16 protein-coding genes and 1 tRNA gene are annotated in these 17,848 nt (G+C 39.3%); 7 read left to right on the top strand and 10 right to left on the bottom strand.

Annotated features, from left to right (window positions below):
* Positions 1-106: 106 nt before the first annotated feature.
* Both wecB and FJR37_RS22035 read right to left on the bottom strand, forming a co-directional pair.
* On the bottom strand, positions 107-1,237 hold the full coding sequence (gene wecB / locus FJR37_RS22040; RefSeq protein WP_039201989.1) for a non-hydrolyzing UDP-N-acetylglucosamine 2-epimerase: 1,131 nt from the start codon (positions 1,235-1,237) through the stop codon (positions 107-109).
* A gap of 770 nt (positions 1,238-2,007) precedes the next feature.
* A complete protein-coding gene (locus FJR37_RS22035; protein WP_168467124.1) occupies positions 2,008-3,441 on the bottom strand; it encodes a carotenoid oxygenase family protein in 1,434 nt (477 codons plus the stop codon).
* 188 nt (positions 3,442-3,629) lie between these two features.
* On the opposite strand from FJR37_RS22035, the gene FJR37_RS27835 reads away from it, so the two are divergent.
* The gene (locus FJR37_RS27835; protein WP_340626618.1) at positions 3,630-5,297 is read left to right on the top strand and encodes a thioesterase domain-containing protein; all 1,668 of its coding nucleotides are present in this window, start codon (positions 3,630-3,632) and stop codon (positions 5,295-5,297) included.
* A 200-nt stretch (positions 5,298-5,497) separates the two neighbouring features.
* Here the strand turns inward: FJR37_RS27835 and FJR37_RS27165 are convergent, their stop codons facing one another.
* Together FJR37_RS27165 and FJR37_RS27160 are read right to left on the bottom strand one after the other, a co-directional pair.
* Positions 5,498-5,605 (bottom strand): hypothetical protein, encoded by a 108-nt coding sequence (locus FJR37_RS27165; protein ID WP_325064632.1) that lies wholly within the window; start codon positions 5,603-5,605, stop codon positions 5,498-5,500.
* A 56-nt stretch (positions 5,606-5,661) separates the two neighbouring features.
* Positions 5,662-5,817, bottom strand: coding sequence for a four helix bundle protein (locus tag FJR37_RS27160; protein ID WP_250636666.1), 156 nt, complete (start codon positions 5,815-5,817; stop codon positions 5,662-5,664).
* Between the two features lie 363 nt (positions 5,818-6,180).
* Here FJR37_RS27160 and FJR37_RS22015 point away from each other — a divergent pair, with 363 nt between their 5' ends.
* The 4 genes from FJR37_RS22015 (at position 6,181) to FJR37_RS21995 (ending at position 9,162) form a co-directional block, all read left to right on the top strand.
* Positions 6,181-6,648, top strand: a complete 468-nt coding sequence (locus FJR37_RS22015; RefSeq protein ID WP_027402602.1) for an Hsp20/alpha crystallin family protein — start codon at positions 6,181-6,183, stop codon at positions 6,646-6,648.
* A 360-nt stretch (positions 6,649-7,008) separates the two neighbouring features.
* The gene (locus FJR37_RS27155; RefSeq protein WP_254434639.1) at positions 7,009-7,497 is read left to right on the top strand and encodes a hypothetical protein; all 489 of its coding nucleotides are present in this window, start codon (positions 7,009-7,011) and stop codon (positions 7,495-7,497) included.
* Positions 7,498-7,941: 444 nt separating this feature from the next.
* Positions 7,942-8,187, top strand: coding sequence for a hypothetical protein (locus FJR37_RS22000; RefSeq protein ID WP_035082434.1), 246 nt, complete (start codon positions 7,942-7,944; stop codon positions 8,185-8,187).
* A 6-nt stretch (positions 8,188-8,193) separates the two neighbouring features.
* Complete coding sequence (locus tag FJR37_RS21995; protein WP_039201754.1) at positions 8,194-9,162, top strand: hypothetical protein; 969 nt, start codon at positions 8,194-8,196, stop codon at positions 9,160-9,162.
* Positions 9,163-9,207: 45 nt separating this feature from the next.
* Here FJR37_RS21995 and FJR37_RS21990 read toward each other — a convergent pair.
* The 3 genes from FJR37_RS21990 to pds all read right to left on the bottom strand — a co-directional run bounded on the left by FJR37_RS21990 (position 9,208) and on the right by pds (position 11,911).
* A tRNA-Ser gene (locus FJR37_RS21990) sits at positions 9,208-9,295 on the bottom strand.
* 260 nt (positions 9,296-9,555) lie between these two features.
* Positions 9,556-10,488: a 15-cis-phytoene synthase CrtB gene (crtB, locus tag FJR37_RS21985; RefSeq protein WP_039201752.1), complete on the bottom strand. Its 933-nt coding sequence runs from the start codon at positions 10,486-10,488 to the stop codon at positions 9,556-9,558.
* Positions 10,472-11,911 carry a 15-cis-phytoene desaturase gene (gene pds / locus FJR37_RS21980; protein WP_027402606.1) on the bottom strand — a complete coding sequence of 480 codons (1,440 nt, stop codon included), beginning with the start codon at positions 11,909-11,911 and terminating at the stop codon, positions 10,472-10,474. Before pds ends, crtB begins: the two co-directional genes overlap by 17 nt.
* Positions 11,912-12,495: 584 nt before the next feature.
* Between pds and FJR37_RS21975 the strand changes: the two genes are divergently transcribed.
* Positions 12,496-13,713 (top strand): septal ring lytic transglycosylase RlpA family protein, encoded by a 1,218-nt coding sequence (locus FJR37_RS21975; RefSeq protein WP_052149890.1) that lies wholly within the window; start codon positions 12,496-12,498, stop codon positions 13,711-13,713.
* Between the two features lie 817 nt (positions 13,714-14,530).
* Positions 14,531-15,616 (top strand): beta-N-acetylhexosaminidase, encoded by a 1,086-nt coding sequence (gene nagZ, locus FJR37_RS21970; RefSeq protein ID WP_039201749.1) that lies wholly within the window; start codon positions 14,531-14,533, stop codon positions 15,614-15,616.
* A 486-nt stretch (positions 15,617-16,102) separates the two neighbouring features.
* On the opposite strand, the gene FJR37_RS21965 is transcribed toward nagZ, so the two are convergent.
* The 3 genes from FJR37_RS21965 to FJR37_RS21955 are packed head-to-tail and all read right to left on the bottom strand — an operon-like array spanning position 16,103 to position 17,747.
* On the bottom strand, positions 16,103-16,558 hold the full coding sequence (locus FJR37_RS21965) for a PPC domain-containing protein (RefSeq protein ID WP_027402609.1): 456 nt from the start codon (positions 16,556-16,558) through the stop codon (positions 16,103-16,105).
* A gap of 56 nt (positions 16,559-16,614) precedes the next feature.
* Positions 16,615-17,274 (bottom strand): ComF family protein, encoded by a 660-nt coding sequence (locus tag FJR37_RS21960; RefSeq protein ID WP_039201747.1) that lies wholly within the window; start codon positions 17,272-17,274, stop codon positions 16,615-16,617.
* Positions 17,271-17,747: a GNAT family N-acetyltransferase gene (locus FJR37_RS21955; RefSeq protein ID WP_039201758.1), complete on the bottom strand. Its 477-nt coding sequence runs from the start codon at positions 17,745-17,747 to the stop codon at positions 17,271-17,273. Before FJR37_RS21955 ends, FJR37_RS21960 begins: the two co-directional genes overlap by 4 nt.
* Positions 17,748-17,848: the final 101 nt, after the last annotated feature.

Raw genomic sequence — 17,848 nt, 5'->3', positions numbered from 1 at the left:
GTTTTTTACCAAATTATTGGAGTTCTCTTAGCCATGTTTAAAAGGTTGCTTGAAAAGTATTAGATGAAACCGATAATCTCCTTTATATACCTGCAACTTGCTGTAACTAAAGTTTTTTTTCTGTTCCCCGTTGCTGGTAATTTTTAACAATTTCTAGGATGCGTTCTGCTGCATGGCCATCGCCAAAGGGATTAATGGCGGTGGCTATTTTGGTGTAAGCGTCGGGGTTGCTGAGTAGTTCACTAGCGGCTGTAACAATATTTGCGGTTTGTGTACCTACGAGTTTGGCTGTCCCGGCGGTAACGGCTTCTGGTCTTTCTGTGGTATCTCTGAGAACTAAGACTGGTTTACCCAGACTGGGGGCTTCTTCTTGTAAGCCACCGGAATCGGTTAAGATTAAATGCGATCGCTCAATAGCTCCCACTAATTCGGCATAATCCAAGGGTTCTGTTAGAAAAATGCGTGGATGACTCCCTAACAACTTTTGTAGTGGTTCTCTAACTGTGGGATTTTTATGTAATGGCAGTAATAAGGCTGTATCAGGAAATTGCTCTAAAATTTGTAAAAAACTTTGAGCGATATCTTGTAGCGGTGATCCCCAATTTTCCCGTCTATGAACTGTTGCCAATATTGTCCTATATTTATGCCAATCTAACCCTGGTATATTGCAAACTGGTTTTTTGGCAGCCACATTTAATAAGGCATCAATTACAGTATTTCCTGTTAAGTGAATTTCTCCTAATACCCCAGAATTTTGTAAGTTTTCCACCGCCAAAGTAGTCGGCGCAAAATGCAATTGTGTAAGCTGGGAAATCAACCTTCTATTAGCTTCTTCGGGAAAAGGATTAAATAAATCATCAGTTCTTAAACCCGCTTCCACATGACCCACAGGGATTTTTTGATAAAAAGCTGCCAAGGTCGCTGCAAAGGCTGTTGTTGTATCTCCTTGCACAATTACAAAATCTAATTTTTGAGCTTGAAATAATGCTTCTAAACCCTGTAAACTTCGACAAGTAATATCATTAAGAGATTGTTGTCGCTGCATAATCTCTAAATTCCAATCAGCTTTGAGTTTGAACAATTGCATTACTTGTTCAACCATTTCTCGATGTTGTCCTGTGAGAATTACCTGCAATTCAAAATCTGGAGAATTTTGAAAAACTTGAATTACTGGTGCTAGTTTAATAGCTTCGGGACGAGTTCCTAAAATAATGCCAATGCGGTGTTGATTAGTCATTAGTCAAATAATTAGAATTTACTTTTAATTTTGCTAGACGGTAATTAATTTTTTACCTAATTATACCAAATTGTTTTTACTTCCCTTCACACATTTTGGTTATACCCAACACGGCTTAATTATTTGATTCTCCGGGTAGGGGTAAGAGGTTGTTTGAAAAGTATTAGATGAAACCGATAATCTCCAGAAACCTAACCCCCCTTCTCTAGGGGACTTCCAAGAAATAAATTATCCTGATTAACGAACCACAGAGGCGCAGAGGACACAGAGGAATAAGGGTTTGAGAGATTTTTGCGTTAGGTGGTTGGGAATGTGAATTAAATAAGGTGCAAAAGTAGGGTGTGTTAGCGACAGCGTAACGCACCATTCCAGGTTACATCAGAATTGCAGGTTATTAAATTTGCGTTCCTTGAGTATTTTTTTATTTGGAAGTCCCTAGGAGGGAATGGGGGTTTCAAAGCCTCTCCCCGCATCGGGGAGAGGTTTACCAGAGGGGTTTATTTATACATTAAAGACTTTCCAAACACCCTCTAAGAGGATGTTTGAAAAGTGGTATTCCGTAATTTTCATCACATTGCTACCCCCCTTAGTCCCCCCTTGTAAAGGGGAAACAATAAAAATCCAGTTCCCTCCCCTTTACAAGGGGAGGGTTAGGGTGGGGTAAAAAATATTTGATACATCAACCATAACTTTTCAAACATCCTCTAAGGGAACACCAAAAAATAAATTACCCAATTTTGTGGGATAGGCATCCTGCCTGTCCTTGATGATTAAGCAGGTTTCCATGTCCCGTGGAAACTGTGGGGGATAACGCTGGGTAATCCCAGTTTACAAATAGGTTCTTCATTTAACCTATCACTCGCAAAGACCCAAACCTCGCTACTATGGGTATCACCATCATAAACCACAGTTAACACCCAACCTTGTTCCGAGCTTTGCGGATTTTGGACATAAATAGGTTCGGAAGGATAGTGATTTTCTCCTATGTTTGCTTGTGTTAAAGTTCCAGTTTGGTGATCAAAACAAGCAATACTATTTAAGATTTCCTTACCAACATCTTTCCCTGTTTGGAATCCTGACATATAGGTATAACGAGAAAATTGACCTGTATGTTGTGGAGGAACACTAGGAAACTCACAATGTTGATTTGAAAGTTGTTCAATTTTAATTACCTTGCCAGTTAAAGGATTAAGTCGAACTTGTGAAAATGTACTATTGGCAATTGTATGAGTTTCCCCTGTAGCTACTTCCCGTAAATATTGATTAGTTTGAAAATCTTCATAACGGGCAATATCTACAATTACCGCACCACTATTATCTACATAACCATTCGCAAAATGCCACTGAAACCAAGATTCAGTTTCTCCTTCACTGACTAAAGATAAAGTTTCTCTGTCAAAGACTATAATCTGAGTTCCCAATTCAGGATGCCATTCTAGAGAATCACTATAATTACTTGTTCCTACTAAAACTGGCCAAAGATTTAACTTCACTGGCGAAATAAAAAAGATTAGATACTGTCCTGCTAAAACAAAATCATGTATTAATGGTACACCTTCTAATTGATATGTTTCTGTGCGGATAATTTTGCCCGTAGAGTCACTTTTATAAACATTAAGTGTGGCATTTAATCCAGGAGTCACACCAAAATTAAAAATTTCCCCTGTATTTGCATCCCGCTTATAATGGGCAGAATAACTTAATCCCTTAGTTAAACTGCCTAAATCATCTTCACCACAAGTTTCTAAAGTTTGCAAATCTAAAGCATAAGGTTTACCACCTTCCCACAATGCCAAAAGTTTATTAGGTAATGCCAAAACTGAAGTATTCGCCGCATTTTTTATGGGTTTTATCCATTGATTCCAGATAATTCCTGGTGCAGTCATGCCATAATTACCATAAAGCAATTTACCCGCAGCAGTTTCTTCTTGATAACCTGTAGTTTGCACATAGCGATAAACTGCAAATGTTTCTGCATTGGTAAAATTAACCGCCAGAATTGCCCCATCTCCATCAAACCAATGTCCCACTGGCATACCATTTCGTTCTAGTCGTGCTGGTCCATTCCGGTACAGTGTACCCCGTAAACCATCGGGGATTGTACCTGCGAGAATAGGTAATTGAGTGGCAGAAAATTCTGTTGCTGGTTGAGATATTGCTCTAGACCATGCTTTTTTAGTTGACTTTTGATCAATTTTTTGCATATAGGATTTATTCTGTAAATAATAGGTTGTTGTCTCATGCTAATCGAATTTACCCTCGCTAATTTTAAAAGTTACAGCACAGGCCACTTACCTTTGGGGTCTTTGACTGTTTTACAGCAAATTGTCATCAAACCCGGAACAAGAACCCCGCCCCCAACCCCCTCCCCGCAAGCGATGAGGGGGCTAAGATGTACCTCATAAGATTGGAAATCGCTGTAATAGGTGCAAACGCCGCAGGTAAAAGTAACGCTTTGGAAGGTTTGCGATTTTTGTCATGGCTTGCACAAGGGCAAAAACTTTCTAGTATTCAATATGCTGTGAATAGTGCCGAGGCAGTGGTGCGTGGTAGAGTAAATGATTTATGCTATCATGGGCAGTCAAGTTTTACCATCGGTTGCCGATTAGATTTACCTGAATGGAATGAATTAAATATAACTCTGAACGTGCGTGATGGAGAACTACACATCAGTAGTGAACGAATTACTGACTCAATCAATACAGTTCCCTTGTATGAATTAGATCAACCTTCCCAGAGAATAAATACTGATGTTAGTGTGGCTTATAACAACTTTACAAGGGGTCAAAACAAGCCAAGAATAACTTGTAGTGATCAAATGGCCATATTCGTGCAATTAGATAGCCCTGCGCGTTTTGATATCAAATATGAAAAGTCCCAAAAGATAATTCCTGAGATTGCCGGCGAATATCAACGAGTTTTGAATAATATCTTATTTTTAGATCCTGTTCCTGCCAGGATGCGTGAATATAGCTTTAAGTCTGATAAAAGATTATATGAAGATGGTAAAAATCTTTCTAGCGTTTTATATTGTTTATGGGAAAACCAGCCTGAAAATCAACAGATAATTCTCAATTTCATCCAGAGTTTACCAGAACAGGCTATAGATGGACTAAATTTCCTGACTGGTCCCAGGGATGAAGTTATGGTGCAACTAAGAGAAACTTTTGGTGATCAACCTCGCTATTGTGACGCTGCATTATTATCAGATGGTACATTACGAGTGTTAGCGATCGCTGCTGTTATGTTATCGGCTACCGAAGGAAGTTTAGTAGTCAAGCAACCCCATAAAAACCCTATCATGTCCACTGAAACTACCTTCACAAATTGGATAACTTGCCCTCAACCCAATCCCCATGCTAAAGTACGCCTATTTTGCTTTGCTTATGCCGGTGGTAGTGCTACGATTTTTCGGACATGGGCTGATGATTTACCAGCAACTATTGAATTATGCCCCATAGAAATTCCCGGAAGAGGCAAACAAATCAAATCACCTCCATACACAAAAATTCAACCTTTAGTTCCAGCAATAGCTACCAATATCATCCCCTATCTAGATAAACCCTATGCTTTTATCGGCTACAGTATGGGTTCATTAATTAGTTTTGAGTTAATTAGGCTACTGCGCTCTGAATATAATTTTCACCCTTTACATCTTTTTGTTGCTGCTCATCAAGCCCCACAATTATCTGCTGAAAAACCGCCAATTTCTCAATTACCAGATACCGATTTTTTAGCCAAAATATCCCAATTGAATGGAACTCCCCAAGAAGTGCTAAACAATGCCGACTTGATGCAGATATTTTTACCGATTATCCGCGCTGATTTTACAGTTTTGGAATCCTATATTTATACTCCCCAACCTCCTTTAGATTGTCCTATTACTGCTTTCGGTGGTTTACAAGACCCAAGAGTTAGTTATACTGCCATTGCTGCATGGGAAAAACAAACTGTCGCCCCTTTTTTATTACAAATGATAGATGGTGATCATTTTTTTATCAACACTGCTAAGACTACTTTACTTAACCATCTAATTCAATCCCTCCAATCCTATTTCTAAGAGGGTGTTTGAAAGGTCATGATTGCTGTATCAAATGTTTTACCCCACCCTAACCCTCCCCTTTGCAAGGGGAGGGTTAGGGTGGGGTAATTTGAGGAATAATGGTGATTCGATAACTTGTGTGTACACCGTAGCTTTACAAGGGGAAAGGGGATACCAGGATACCACTTTTCAAACATCCTCTAAGGAATTTTAGTTATTCATCCGCCACTCGCACAGAATTCATTCTGAATTCTGAATTCTGACTCCTGAATTCTGTTCGATAAAATTAGATGAGTTTCTAATTCATTAACTGACCCTTGAGCTATGTTTAAAAATCTTATATATTCTCCTCTATATCTTCGTCCATATCATAAGAGATATATTAGCACCGAATAGATACAGCACTTCTTCTAATTTGTTGAACCATACCATATAACTCATCTTTGGGAAAAAGTTTAGTGAGGAAATAGCATCTTTGAGCAATATCCATTCCTTTTTGCCAAATTATTAAGTCTTTAAAGTCATTAATATCTGACATTCTTCCTGTTCCCAGTTAAGAGTTCCCTGTTCCCTCCAGTTTAGCATACTAAGTCCGGTAGAGCCAAACATGAAAAATATACCTAGTGATGGGGGAATCATTACCGAATCTATACTAATTAACAGATTCCAAAATAATTGAGGATTTATATAGTACGGTTATCACGACGATCATATCTATAAAACCGAACTGTAATCAATTGATTTTCTGGTGCTACTATTTAATTGGGAAGCTAAAGATTAAGCTTCAAGAAGTTAAAAGTTAGAAGTTTTACCAGTAGCATTATTGTTTACCAAGTCAGAAGCTTAAGATTCAGTCTCACCAAATCAGAAAGTCCAATAGTGAATTTTTGAGGAGATAGATATGACACTTGTACGTTGGAATCCTTTACGGGAAATAGAACGCTGGGAACCATTCCCTGAAATGGGTATTATCCGTCAGCAAATGGATCGTTTGTTTGAGCAATTATTACCACCCGACGGAGGGGAAAAAATAGGATTGACTTTTATTCCTCCTGCCGAAATTGCGGAGACCGATAGTGATTTGAAGTTGAAAGTGGAAATACCAGGCTTAGATGCGAAGGATCTTAATGTTGAGGTCACTCCTGAGTCGGTTTCTATTAGCGGCGAGCGCAAATCGGAAACAACAACAGAAGCGGAAGGCATGACTCGCTCAGAGTTTCGTTATGGCAAATTCCAACGGATAATCGCCTTGCCTGCGGTCGTGGATAATGAGAAGGTCGTAGCAGAATATAAGAATGGAATTCTCCATTTGACCATTCCTAAAGCCGAATCAGAAAAACACAGGGCTGTAAAAGTTAGTCTCGGCTAATGGCTTTTGCTTGAAATGAAGTAGTAAGGATGAGTGGTTTGCCAAACTCTCTAATCTCAAAATAACGTAGTATACTGGGGTTAATCGTATTTAACCGAAAGATGAAATACCTAACCCCAGAACAAGTTTACAAACAATTTGGCTATCACCCTAAGATAACGGCAGAATGGGCTGACTTAGGGAAAATAGAATGTATTTCCCTGGGGGACATCGGAGATATCCAGAGTCAGCATTCATCAAAACAGTCTCAATGGATAAAGAGAGAAAAAGATAGCCGAAGAGCAAAATATTCATGAAACAAATAGTAGTCAATACGAGTCAATGGGTGTATAGTAGTAAAAGACGTAGCTAACCAAGTCCATGAAACTCAAAGCAAAGAATCAGTTAACCGTTACGAGAATCGCTATTTTAGGGACTGAAAAACTAAATAATTGGAAATCTAACGAACTTGATTTAATCGCTTTGAGTTTAGGTAAACTACGCTCTGACTTGTGGAATGAGTTCGGGTCGTTAAAGGCTTGGGGCGTTTCTAAATTTGAGATTGACAAACAGCTACGCACCTTAAAAGACAAATACAAATTACCTGCTAAGTTATGGGAAGCAACTCTCTATGACGTAATTGATGATATTCACTTGGTTCAGGCTGCTTGTGTCGATTCCCTAATAGTGGAAACTGAAGCGGAAACGGGCATGGATAAGCCCCAGACTCTAGAACCTAAAAGCAAACTTACGAGTAAGGTCAATCAGAGAGCGAATTATCAGCAATTGACGTTGTTTGACCAAGGTTTAACTACGTTATTTGTGTATCCCAATCACTTCATCCTTCATTTTTTTGGTTTAAGTAGGTGAACACAATAAAACCAAACTGTGTAAAGAAATGTAAAATCGCCCAAACCCTCTTCACTCTTGCCTCTGGTTACTGAGCGAAGTCGAAGTATTGCCTTTTGCCTTGCCATAACGACAATTTTCAACACCAACCTACTTATATTGTGAAATCTACCTAAAAATATGTTTCTAATTACATAGTTAATTCTCAAGATAGATGATAAAAGGCATTTTTATATTTACGAGTTATGGGGACAAAAATCTAGCCTATATCCTTTTCTTACTTTTATGTAAGATATGAGCAAATATATCTCAGTCGCTGTTAATATATCGGAAATAGCAGTTTGTATCTTTGACCTAGATAGGGGGTTTCGATTTTTGAGAAAACTTCTACAAAAACACACACTGATACAGTTTCATTTGCTTGAATAGCTATATAAAGAGGATTGAGATTGGCAATTATTAATTATGGCAACCAAAGTAATTGATGTTAGAGAATATACTGTCCGAGCGCACAAAAGACTGATTCATACACGAGTTTTCCACTTTGTTTGTAAAGAATGTAATCAGGCTACAAAGCGGGAAACTTTCGGAACTCGCCCTTTATATTGTGAAAGTTGTCGTCCTCCCCAACCTCCTAAAAAATCACTCCAGGTATCTACACCAAGCAAACCTAGAGCCATGACTTACACCAGCAATATAGATTTAGGTTGAATTGCTATGAATTCTCCAGGACAATTACAAGCACCACCCGAAGTATTTATTGCGCCATTGTTGGAATTACGAGATTACTATGGGAGTCTCGCCCAAAAGTACCAACGTCTATTCATAGAGGCGCGATCGCAATTAGATAATGTAGAATCCTTGTTATCTACATGGTCTTATACTGATGACAACGAACAAGTTGAGGCTGACGAAGAAGATTCATTATTGTTGTTGTCTTCCAATCACAGTTCCAATCTGGAATATTTGCAGCCTCTAGAGTCAGAAATTCCTCAATCAGACCCTTTCAAGGTCGACCATTCCCTCTCTGAAGTTAAAGACTCAAACAATCTTTCCTATCAGCGTCGTCACTATGTTGGTAAGGGGGAAGATGTTCCCATGCTCTCTCACTATGAAAATATGACTCGCATGGAAGCACTCAAAAAGCTATTGGGAGAATATGTGGGAACTGTCTGTCACATAGATTTTATCGTGCGATCGCTCTATGGTGATTTAGAGTCTACTATTTTCAAAGTCGTTAAAGGTAGAGTCCAATCATCTTTGACCCAAGGGAGGGAAAGTGGTTATTGGTCAGCGATTCCCAATGAACCGGGCTGTTATACCCTAGATCTAAACTCACTAGGTCCAATTCAAGGTAGGGGAATATCTAGGGGGATCAAATCCACCAAAACCAACAAACATTTCCTCAGACCCCAAACGAAAGTAGTACCGATGTTGGCACAATTTGATGGTCAATTTTTAATTGATGCTCTGACCTTATTTCTAGAACAAAATGCGGGACGAATTTTCAATGTGAATGAGATAGTCAATGGCATTTATGGACATCTAGACCCAGAGGAAGTCAGAGAGGTTAAAAATAAGGTTCTCAATGAACTATCTAGGGGTCATCGCACAGGCCGATTTGTCAGAGTTCCTCACCAAATTGGTCTATATACTTGGGATATGAATATGATCGCCAAAAAATAACACAAAAAAGGTGCGTTACAACTTGTGAACGCACCTGATTAAAAATGGAGAGGGGGGGATTCGAACCCCCGAAGGGATATAATCCCTTAACAGATTAGCAATCTGCCGCTTTCGACCACTCAGCCACCTCTCCAGTTCATGAGTAATAATCGTAGCAGAAGTTTTTGAGTCTGTCAATAGTCATTTTCCAAATAAATTCAATGACCAATGACCGGGAATTTTAGATTTTAGATTTTAGATTTTAGATTAAAAAAAGTTGGTACAGGACTTAGTCCTCTACTAACGGAAAAATCATAAATCCCAAACCCAAGATTTTCGAGCTTCTACACTTTAGGGTGGAGTCAATCCAAAATCCAAAATCGTCAATCCAAAATTGCCTGACCAATGACCAATCTATAAAACTTGCGATCGCATCCAAGCTGCTGGCAAGGTGCGTAACTTTTTCCATTGGGGAACATAAGCTCGCTGACTGAACACATCATAATCATTGCGCTCAATCACCTCTAAAATCTGCTCATATAGCATAGATGCAGACCAAACAGGCCACCGAGCATCAGCAGCCAGGTAACTAATACCCTTATCTGCTTGGATGTAAAACTTACGGGCGCGGTCAATTTGAAACCGCATGAGTGAACGCCAGCGGTCATCCACTACGCCGCGAATACATTCTTCCTCGGTGTAATTAAATTTGGCCAAATCTTCTAGGGGAAGATAGATTCTGCCTCGACGGGCATCTTCACCAACATCACGGAGAATATTGGTAAGTTGATTAGCAATCCCCAAGGCGATCGCCTCTTCTATAGGAAGATAGGGCTGTTGGTTTTGATGCCAAGGGGCTGTGTAGATACTATTATCTATCCCCATAATCGTCGTTGACATCAAACCCACAGTTCCCGCTACTCGGTAGCAGTAGAGGTATAAGTCCTCAAAAGTTGCATAGCGACTGCGATACAAGTCCATCCGCTGACCGGCGATCATATCCCGAAAGGGTTGAATGTCTAGCGGAAAGCGTTGGAGGGTATCTACTAACGCTACATCATAATTATCCAATGGGCATCCCGCAAAAATGGATTCCAGTTGATTTTCCCATAGTTCTAGGGTTTCTGGGGTGGTGATAGCAGATGCCGGACCATCCACTAACTCATCTGTACGGCGACACCAGGCATAAATTGCCCAGACAGATTGACGCTTGGCCGGACTCATCAGCATTGTACCTAAATAAAAAGTTTTAGCGTACTTAGCCGTGAGTTCCCGGCAAAGGGTATATGACTCATCTAGAGAGACCAGCGTTTTCATGCGCGGGGGGGAATCAGGCAGTTGCAGCATTCGTGGCGGGCGGTCGTGTTGGCGTTTGCAGGTTAGAGGAATTTGCTACCGTCAGCGCTTGAAATATCGCCTGCGCTGTTAGTTTACCAGAAAGTACAGCCCCTTCCATACTGGCGAGATAGCGTTGCATTGTATAATCCCCAGTCAGATAGAAGTTAGAAATGGGGGTTTGCTGTGAAGGGCGGTACTGTTGGCGACCTGGAGTAGCTTTGTAAACTGAACGCGGTGTTTTCACCACATGATATTTCAGTATTTTAGTCGGATTATCTCCCCCAAAGTGCTGGGGAAAAAGTTTTTCTAACTCAGTAATAGTTGCAGCAACGATTTCTGCATCGGATTTAGATATCCACTCTTTGGCTGGCGCTAGAACCAATTCCAACATGGAACGGTCAGGATTGGCATATTCACGGCAAGTATTACTCATATCAGCATAAACGCTGAGGAGTGGAGAACGGGAAAATAGCAGATGATCAATATCTGTTAATTTGCGATCGAACCAGATATGAACATTAATCACTGGTACACCTTCCAAACCCTCCAATTTTTGGAAAAACTCCATTGCTTTCCAAGAACTTGGCAAAATCGGCTTTAAAGGATCAACTGGCAGAGCAGATACATAGGTATCCGCTGTAAATATTTCATCTTCTGCCCCGTTTAAGCCCCGCAGCAGGAATCCTTTTACAGTTCCATCCTCATTGAGTAAAATCTCTTTCAATGGCGCATTCAGGCGCACCTCGCCACCGCGTTCAGTGATGTGGTCAATGATTGGCTGACACAACCTTTCTGTGGGTGAACCGTCCAGGAAAGCCATTTTTGAGCCGTTTTTCTCTTGGAGAAAGCGATTCAATGCCGTTAAGAGGACGGTGGCGGAAATTTCGTCTGGATCAATGAAGTTCAAGGCTTTAGACATAGCAATGAATACTTCTTTTTCCACTCTGGGGGGAACGTTTTGTTTTTGCAGCCACTCCCGGAAAGAATATTTGTCCATTTCTTCGACATACTTCTGCCCCTGGAGAATGGCAGGTAGTAAACCAATCCCAAAACTGATTTTCTCCGGCCAGGTCAGCATATCGTTGTTTCTCAGAATTGCCACCATACCATTGATAGGTGCTGGCAAATCTGGAAAATCGAATCGGCTATAAGTCCCCGGAGCTTCAGGCTGATTGAAGATCATTGTGTGTTCTTTCCACTGCAATCGATCTTCAATGTTCAATTCTTTGAATAACTGCAACATATTGGGATAAGCCCCAAAAAAAATGTGCAGTCCTGTTTCGTACCAGTCACCATCAGCATCTTTCCACGCAGCCACTTTTCCTCCTACTACGTCTCGGCGTTCCAAAACGATAGGTGTGTGACCTAGATCGGTAAGATATTTTGCACAGGAAAGTCCTGCTAGACCCGCTCCCGCGATTGCTACGCGCATTTAAACCTACTATTATTCAATATTTTTTAACTGTTTTGTCGTTCTCATTATACGTTGCAATCCTTTACATTTGGCACGGTAGGTCTGATTGCTTCCCAAAAAATTCCCCAAATTTCCCCCTAACTATGTAATTTACCTTAATCTTCGCTCTAGGAATAAACACAAAATTTTTTCCGTGATAACTATTTAGTGTAGTTTAGGACTCATTTTAAATCAGTGTATATTTTTGCTTAACTGCCTATCATCAATACAAAAAATGGCTTCCTTACTCAGTGTTTATACGTGAAAAACGTATGTCTAATAGTAAAGTAAATAGCAAATAAAGATTGTATTCATAAGCAAAAATAATCGAAATATTAGTAATACTTCAAAACTAGATTTAAAACTTTTATTTATTTAAATCTCCATTACGGTATATGATGATCCCAGACAGTTTAATCATGATCAAATCTGAAAACGCATAGAAATTATGTAATTGCAAAAAAATTTGTTCTTTGTTTAATAGAACTTTTTTCTATTCAACCTGGGGATTATTTCTCTAGGAATTGTGCATCTATCTGGAGAATAACTAAACTATGATATCAATGGGAATACTATGGGTGACATCCTTTACAGGTGGGGCTTTGGCGTTGACAGCAAATTTACCACTGGGTTTAATAGCTGCATTTTCTCCAATCCAACTTCCAGCCAACTTAATTAAGCCGCAATCCCAATTTCTGACGATCGCTCAACAACATAAAAATGCTTGGCAAAAAACCTTAATATCAAAAACTGCTTTCACATTTGACTGGATAAATAGGCAATTATCATCCTACAGAAATAAGTCTATCGCTGTACCTTCAATAACCTTGAAGCCAAAAGAAACGCGATTTTGTTCCTCTGTGCCAGAAAATATAGCTGCACAACCTCACTTGAAAAATGCTACTAACTTTTTACCAATAGTTACACAAGTTAGTATTCCCAAGGTAGATTTATCATCTTCTACTGTTGTGCGATCGCTTCAAAGTTTCTTTAATGTCATCCGCAATCCAGTCGATCCAAATGGAAGTTATGATTACTCACCAGTATTGATTGTCAAGCGGAATCCATCCAGTTATGAAGTATGGGTTAATAACAATTTTGTTGCCAGACTACCTGATCGAATTACAGCCAAAGCATTACAAAGACGCTTGCAGCAATTAACAAAAATGCCTGCTGTACAACCTACACAATTACAACCAGGCTTAGTAGATAAAACTCCTTCCATGATGGTAGGTAATCGGTTACTATTTGCAATAGATCAAAAACTCTCTCAGCAAATTGGTCGCAGCGGTGATATTTTAGCAATGGAATGGACTAATAATTTGCGAATAGCACTCCATACCAAACCACTGACATTGGTACAAGGACAAATGGAAATGTATGGATTACAGTCCTCAACCACAAAACTTTCTGGTATAGCTTCTTGGTATGGTGGCTATTTTCATGGTCGCTTAACCGCAAATGGTGAGATATATGATCAAGATGATTTTACTGTTGCCCATCGGACTCTACCTTTTAATACCTTCTTAAAAGTCACCAATTTAGAAAACAATAAATCCGTGATTGTCCGCGTTAATGATCGTGGTCCGTATATTTTACCCAGAAGCCTGGATTTATCTCGAACAGCGGCTCGTTGTCTCGGTAGTGAACATACTGGAGTCGTAGCTTATCAGGCTGTGATTTTACAACAAAATTTCCCAACAATGACCTTGAAACCATCTCAACCAAAAACTGAAAATATGGCTAATGCTAAAAGCGAGTTATTAGTTTCCAATTTTTAGGGAACACCAAAAAATAAATTACCCAATTTTGTGGGATGGGCATCCTGCCCGTCCTTGATAATTAGCAGGCAATTCGTCCCGCACCACAAGAAATTTTTGGGTATTTTTTTAATTGGAAGTCCCTTAGTGGCAGGATCAGGGCTGTTTCATTCTAAAATTTGACATTTTATGTATTCACAACAGCTTATCGCGGGTCGTGTGGAAACCACTTGGCTTCAGACAGTGGAGGAAATGGAGGAAACACGCCACGAGTGGTTTTAACCACCGTGAAAAATGATAAAATTAAACTGTGAGTAGGAATAATCATCTACGTTTTGAAGTGTTTTGTAAGGAGCAACCCCTGATTTACCTCGTACCTGCACTGCAACTCTGGGTAAACAAGTAATGGGAAAACATGGAGCGTACCGAACTGGCTTGTGATGAACTCGGAAAGCATTAATTGAATCCTAAGTAAGCGCAATTGCAATACTTCTCGTGCTAGTAGTTGTTTTGAGCGTCTAGGGGGATATTTGACTATCCCTTTTAAGTTAAATCTTAGAGAATCTGCGTGTCTTCAGACCGCAGAGTGTCAAGAGAATGCGTCATTTTAGGCTTCAGGGATTCTAAGCTGTTACGCAGCTAAATTTGATAACCATAATTTACTTGAACTTTGTAGTGCGGGCATCTTGCCCGCTAGAATTATACAAACTAAATGCACAACAGCTTATCTCAAGACGGCTGAAAATACCTAAATTTGTTGCTTAAATCTAGAATGAAATAACCCTGCTGGAAGGATAAAGTAGAAAAGGCTTTATCCTTTATTGATATCAAACTAATTATGTCAATATCCCAATCATCACAAAGCTTTGGTAATCATCTAATTCTGGGTATTTCCGGGACAAGTTTAAATGATGATGATAAACGGGCATTAAATGAACTAAAACCCATTGGTGTCATCTTTTTTGCCAAAAACTTTCTTGACGGTGTAAAATATCCAGTTTGGTTAGAACAGTTTAAAAACCTCATTGATGAAGTTCGCCAATATACTGAGCGTGACTCCATATTTACTACTTTAGATCATGAAGGTGGGCGGGTTGTGCGGACACCTTTACCAATTACCCGCTTTCCTCAAGCTTATTTATTGCAGTCCCATGCTTATGAAGTTGCCAAAGCCACAGCACTAGAATTAAAATCTCTGGGAATTAATCTTTCCTGGTCCCCAGTTGCCGATATTTTCTCTAATCCCCAAAACCCGATTATTGGCGCTCGTGCGTTTGGAATTACACCAGAAACCACTAGTGAAGCCGTGGGAGAATATTACCGAGGATTACGGGAAGAAGGGATTTTAGGTTCTGCTAAACATTTTCCTGGACACGGAGACACTAGCACGGATTCCCATTTGGAATTACCAATCTTAAATTTGAGTCGGGAAGATTTGCGAAATCGGGAATTGATACCTTTTCAAACATTAATTCAGTCACAAATTCCGTTAATTATGACGGCGCATATTTTGTTTCCACAGATTGATCCAGAAGTACCAGCAACTTTATCTAAAATCATTTTGAATGATATTTTACGAGAAGAGTTAGATTTCCAAGGTGTGATAGTTTCTGATGATTTAGATATGAAAGCTGTATCTGAGATGTTTATGCAATCAGGAACGATTGCGCGGGCTTTTCATGCTGGTTGTGATTTATTTATAGTTTCTCGAAATATCAATTCCTCTTCTTTAGAACGAACATATAAAATAGCTGAAGATTTCTCTGCTAGTTTGAATAATGGTACTTTGGATGTAGGAGTGGTGGAAGCTGCGCGGGAGAGGGTGGAAAAGTTATTACAGGTAACTCCTCAATATCCAGTTTCAACCCTTGATAAGGAGACGCTGCTGAAAAATGCGGAATTGGCTATTAGTTGTTGTTTGTAAGGGAACATTGGTGTCAACTTAAGCTACAGATGGCTTATTTGTTGGCTACTTGTGTGTACACCGTAGCCGATGCTTTGGGGGGAAACCGAAAAAATTAGTTCCCTCCTAGGCTGTTGACTTTGAACCCTTTACCCCATAAGGCTTCATGCAAAAAATGTGTCGTGTGTTCTTGTGGGAAAACCCCTGCAACAGGTGTTTTCCCACAAACAAAAAATAACACGAATAATTTTCCGAAAAATCCCTCAAAAACACACAAAGTCAACAGCCTAGTTCCCTCCCCTTTGCAAGGGGAGGGTTAGGGTGGGGTAATTTGAGGAATAATGGTGATTCGATAACTTGTGTGTACACCGTAGCTCCTCTTAGGAGAGGGTTAGGGAGAGGCTTTGAACTTGTTCTTTGTATGATAAAAAAGTCCAGCTTCTAGCCGTTTTGAGTATAATTAAACTATACCCCATCCATCTTGAAAACTTGGGTTTTCACCCCTATCTACTTAACTGGTTGCAGTTTTGTGACCTTGAGTTTAAATTTACCTACCCCAGTTTCTCCAAAAGAGCGAACCCGCACAATATAAGTTCCTGATTCTGTAATGCGGGTAAATAATAGAGAATTACTTGTACCATCAGGAGCATCATCATTTTCTCCTGCTGTTGAACCATTAGGGGCTAATAGTGTAATCATACTATCAAAGTTTTCCGATGACAAATCAATAGATAAATTATCACCCTGATTTAATTTAATTGAATAATCACGAGCAAATCCTCCTTGACCTGTGGGAATATCTTTGTTTGATAGGGTATCAGAAATTTCCGTCAAATTAGTTAATGGAATAGGGCTATATAACTTATTTTGTGCTGAGGCTGTTTTAATCCATATTCCCATTGTTAGTAATGTGATAGGAATAATTAAAATTTGCCTTAAACCTACTGCAAAAATCTTTTTCATAAATAAAAATACTGTTCCCTCAAATATCGGGTAACTAATCTAATATAGCTTTATTTTTATTTATTTGTCGTGGCAACAGCAGCCACACCCAAGACTGTAATTTGATGTTGTTCGAATGTCTTGACAGCAGCTTTAACAGTGGCACCAGTAGTATAAATATCATCTACTAATAATATTGGTATATAGGGACGACGACGCAAATCTTTACCAAGGACAAAAGCATCTGCTAAGTTTTCTTGTCTTTGGACTGGGGACAAATTAAATAGGGCTTCAGTTTCCTTAATGCGTTCTAAAGCATGGACTTTCAATTTGTATCCCGTCACATTACAAAAACCTGCCGCTATTAATGCAGCTTGATTAAAACCGCGTTGTTTTTGTTTTTTGGGGTGCATAGGAATAGGAACAACTAAAACCTGTTGTTGTGGTTGAGGTGAATGTAATAACCATGATTCCCCTAACCATTCTCCTAAAACATAACCAATTTGTGGTTGATTTTCATATTTTAGGGCAGCGATCGCCCTTTTAACAGCACCACCATAATTTCCCCACACAAATATGGGTAATGGTTGCTTCCATAAATAAGCGGGATTTTGCTTATAGCAACTTTGGATTTGCTGAATACAATATGGACAAAGTTCCTTCTGCGTAGAACGTTGACACAACGGACAAGAAGATTTAAGAAAAAGATTAAGTAAATTTTGAAATATCTTGATCATAGATATTTTACATAAACGCGATCGCATCTGCTGGTTTCTACACCTGTTGTTGGTAGATAACCATTACTCTCATAAAGTTTAACAGCTTCAGTTAAAATACTGGCAGTTTCAATCCAAATTTGCTCAAATCCCCGCAAAGCAATAGCTATTTCCAATTGTTGTAATAAATATTTTCCTAATCCTAAACCGCGCACTCTTGGTAACAGATACATTTTTCTAATTTCTACAGCTTTTTCCCCACGATTGATGGGGTAATATGCGGCAGTTCCGACAATTTGACTTTGGTGTTCAACTACCCAAAATTCTCCACCGGTTGCTAAATAATATATTTCTATTTGTAATACATCCTTGTCTGCTTCTTCCGGCTGCCAAGGTAAACCGTATTCTGATAGTACAGAACTAATAACTGTAGCAGCCAAAGTAAGGTCATCTTTTTGCCAACTACGAATAATAAAATCTTGGTAAAAATACATCTTTCTGTGAAATTGATGATTTTTGTAACTATTTTCAGCCAATATAACAAAAACCCCTCTCCATTGTTTCGTAGAGAGGGGTTTTTTAGTTGAAAAAATAG

Source organism: Aphanizomenon sp. UHCC 0183 (genome assembly GCF_009712065.1).
GTDB classification, from domain to species: Bacteria; Cyanobacteriota; Cyanobacteriia; order Cyanobacteriales; family Nostocaceae; genus Dolichospermum; species Dolichospermum heterosporum.
Note: the sequence above shows the minus strand (reverse complement) of the source record. Positions and strands in the feature narration are given on the sequence as shown.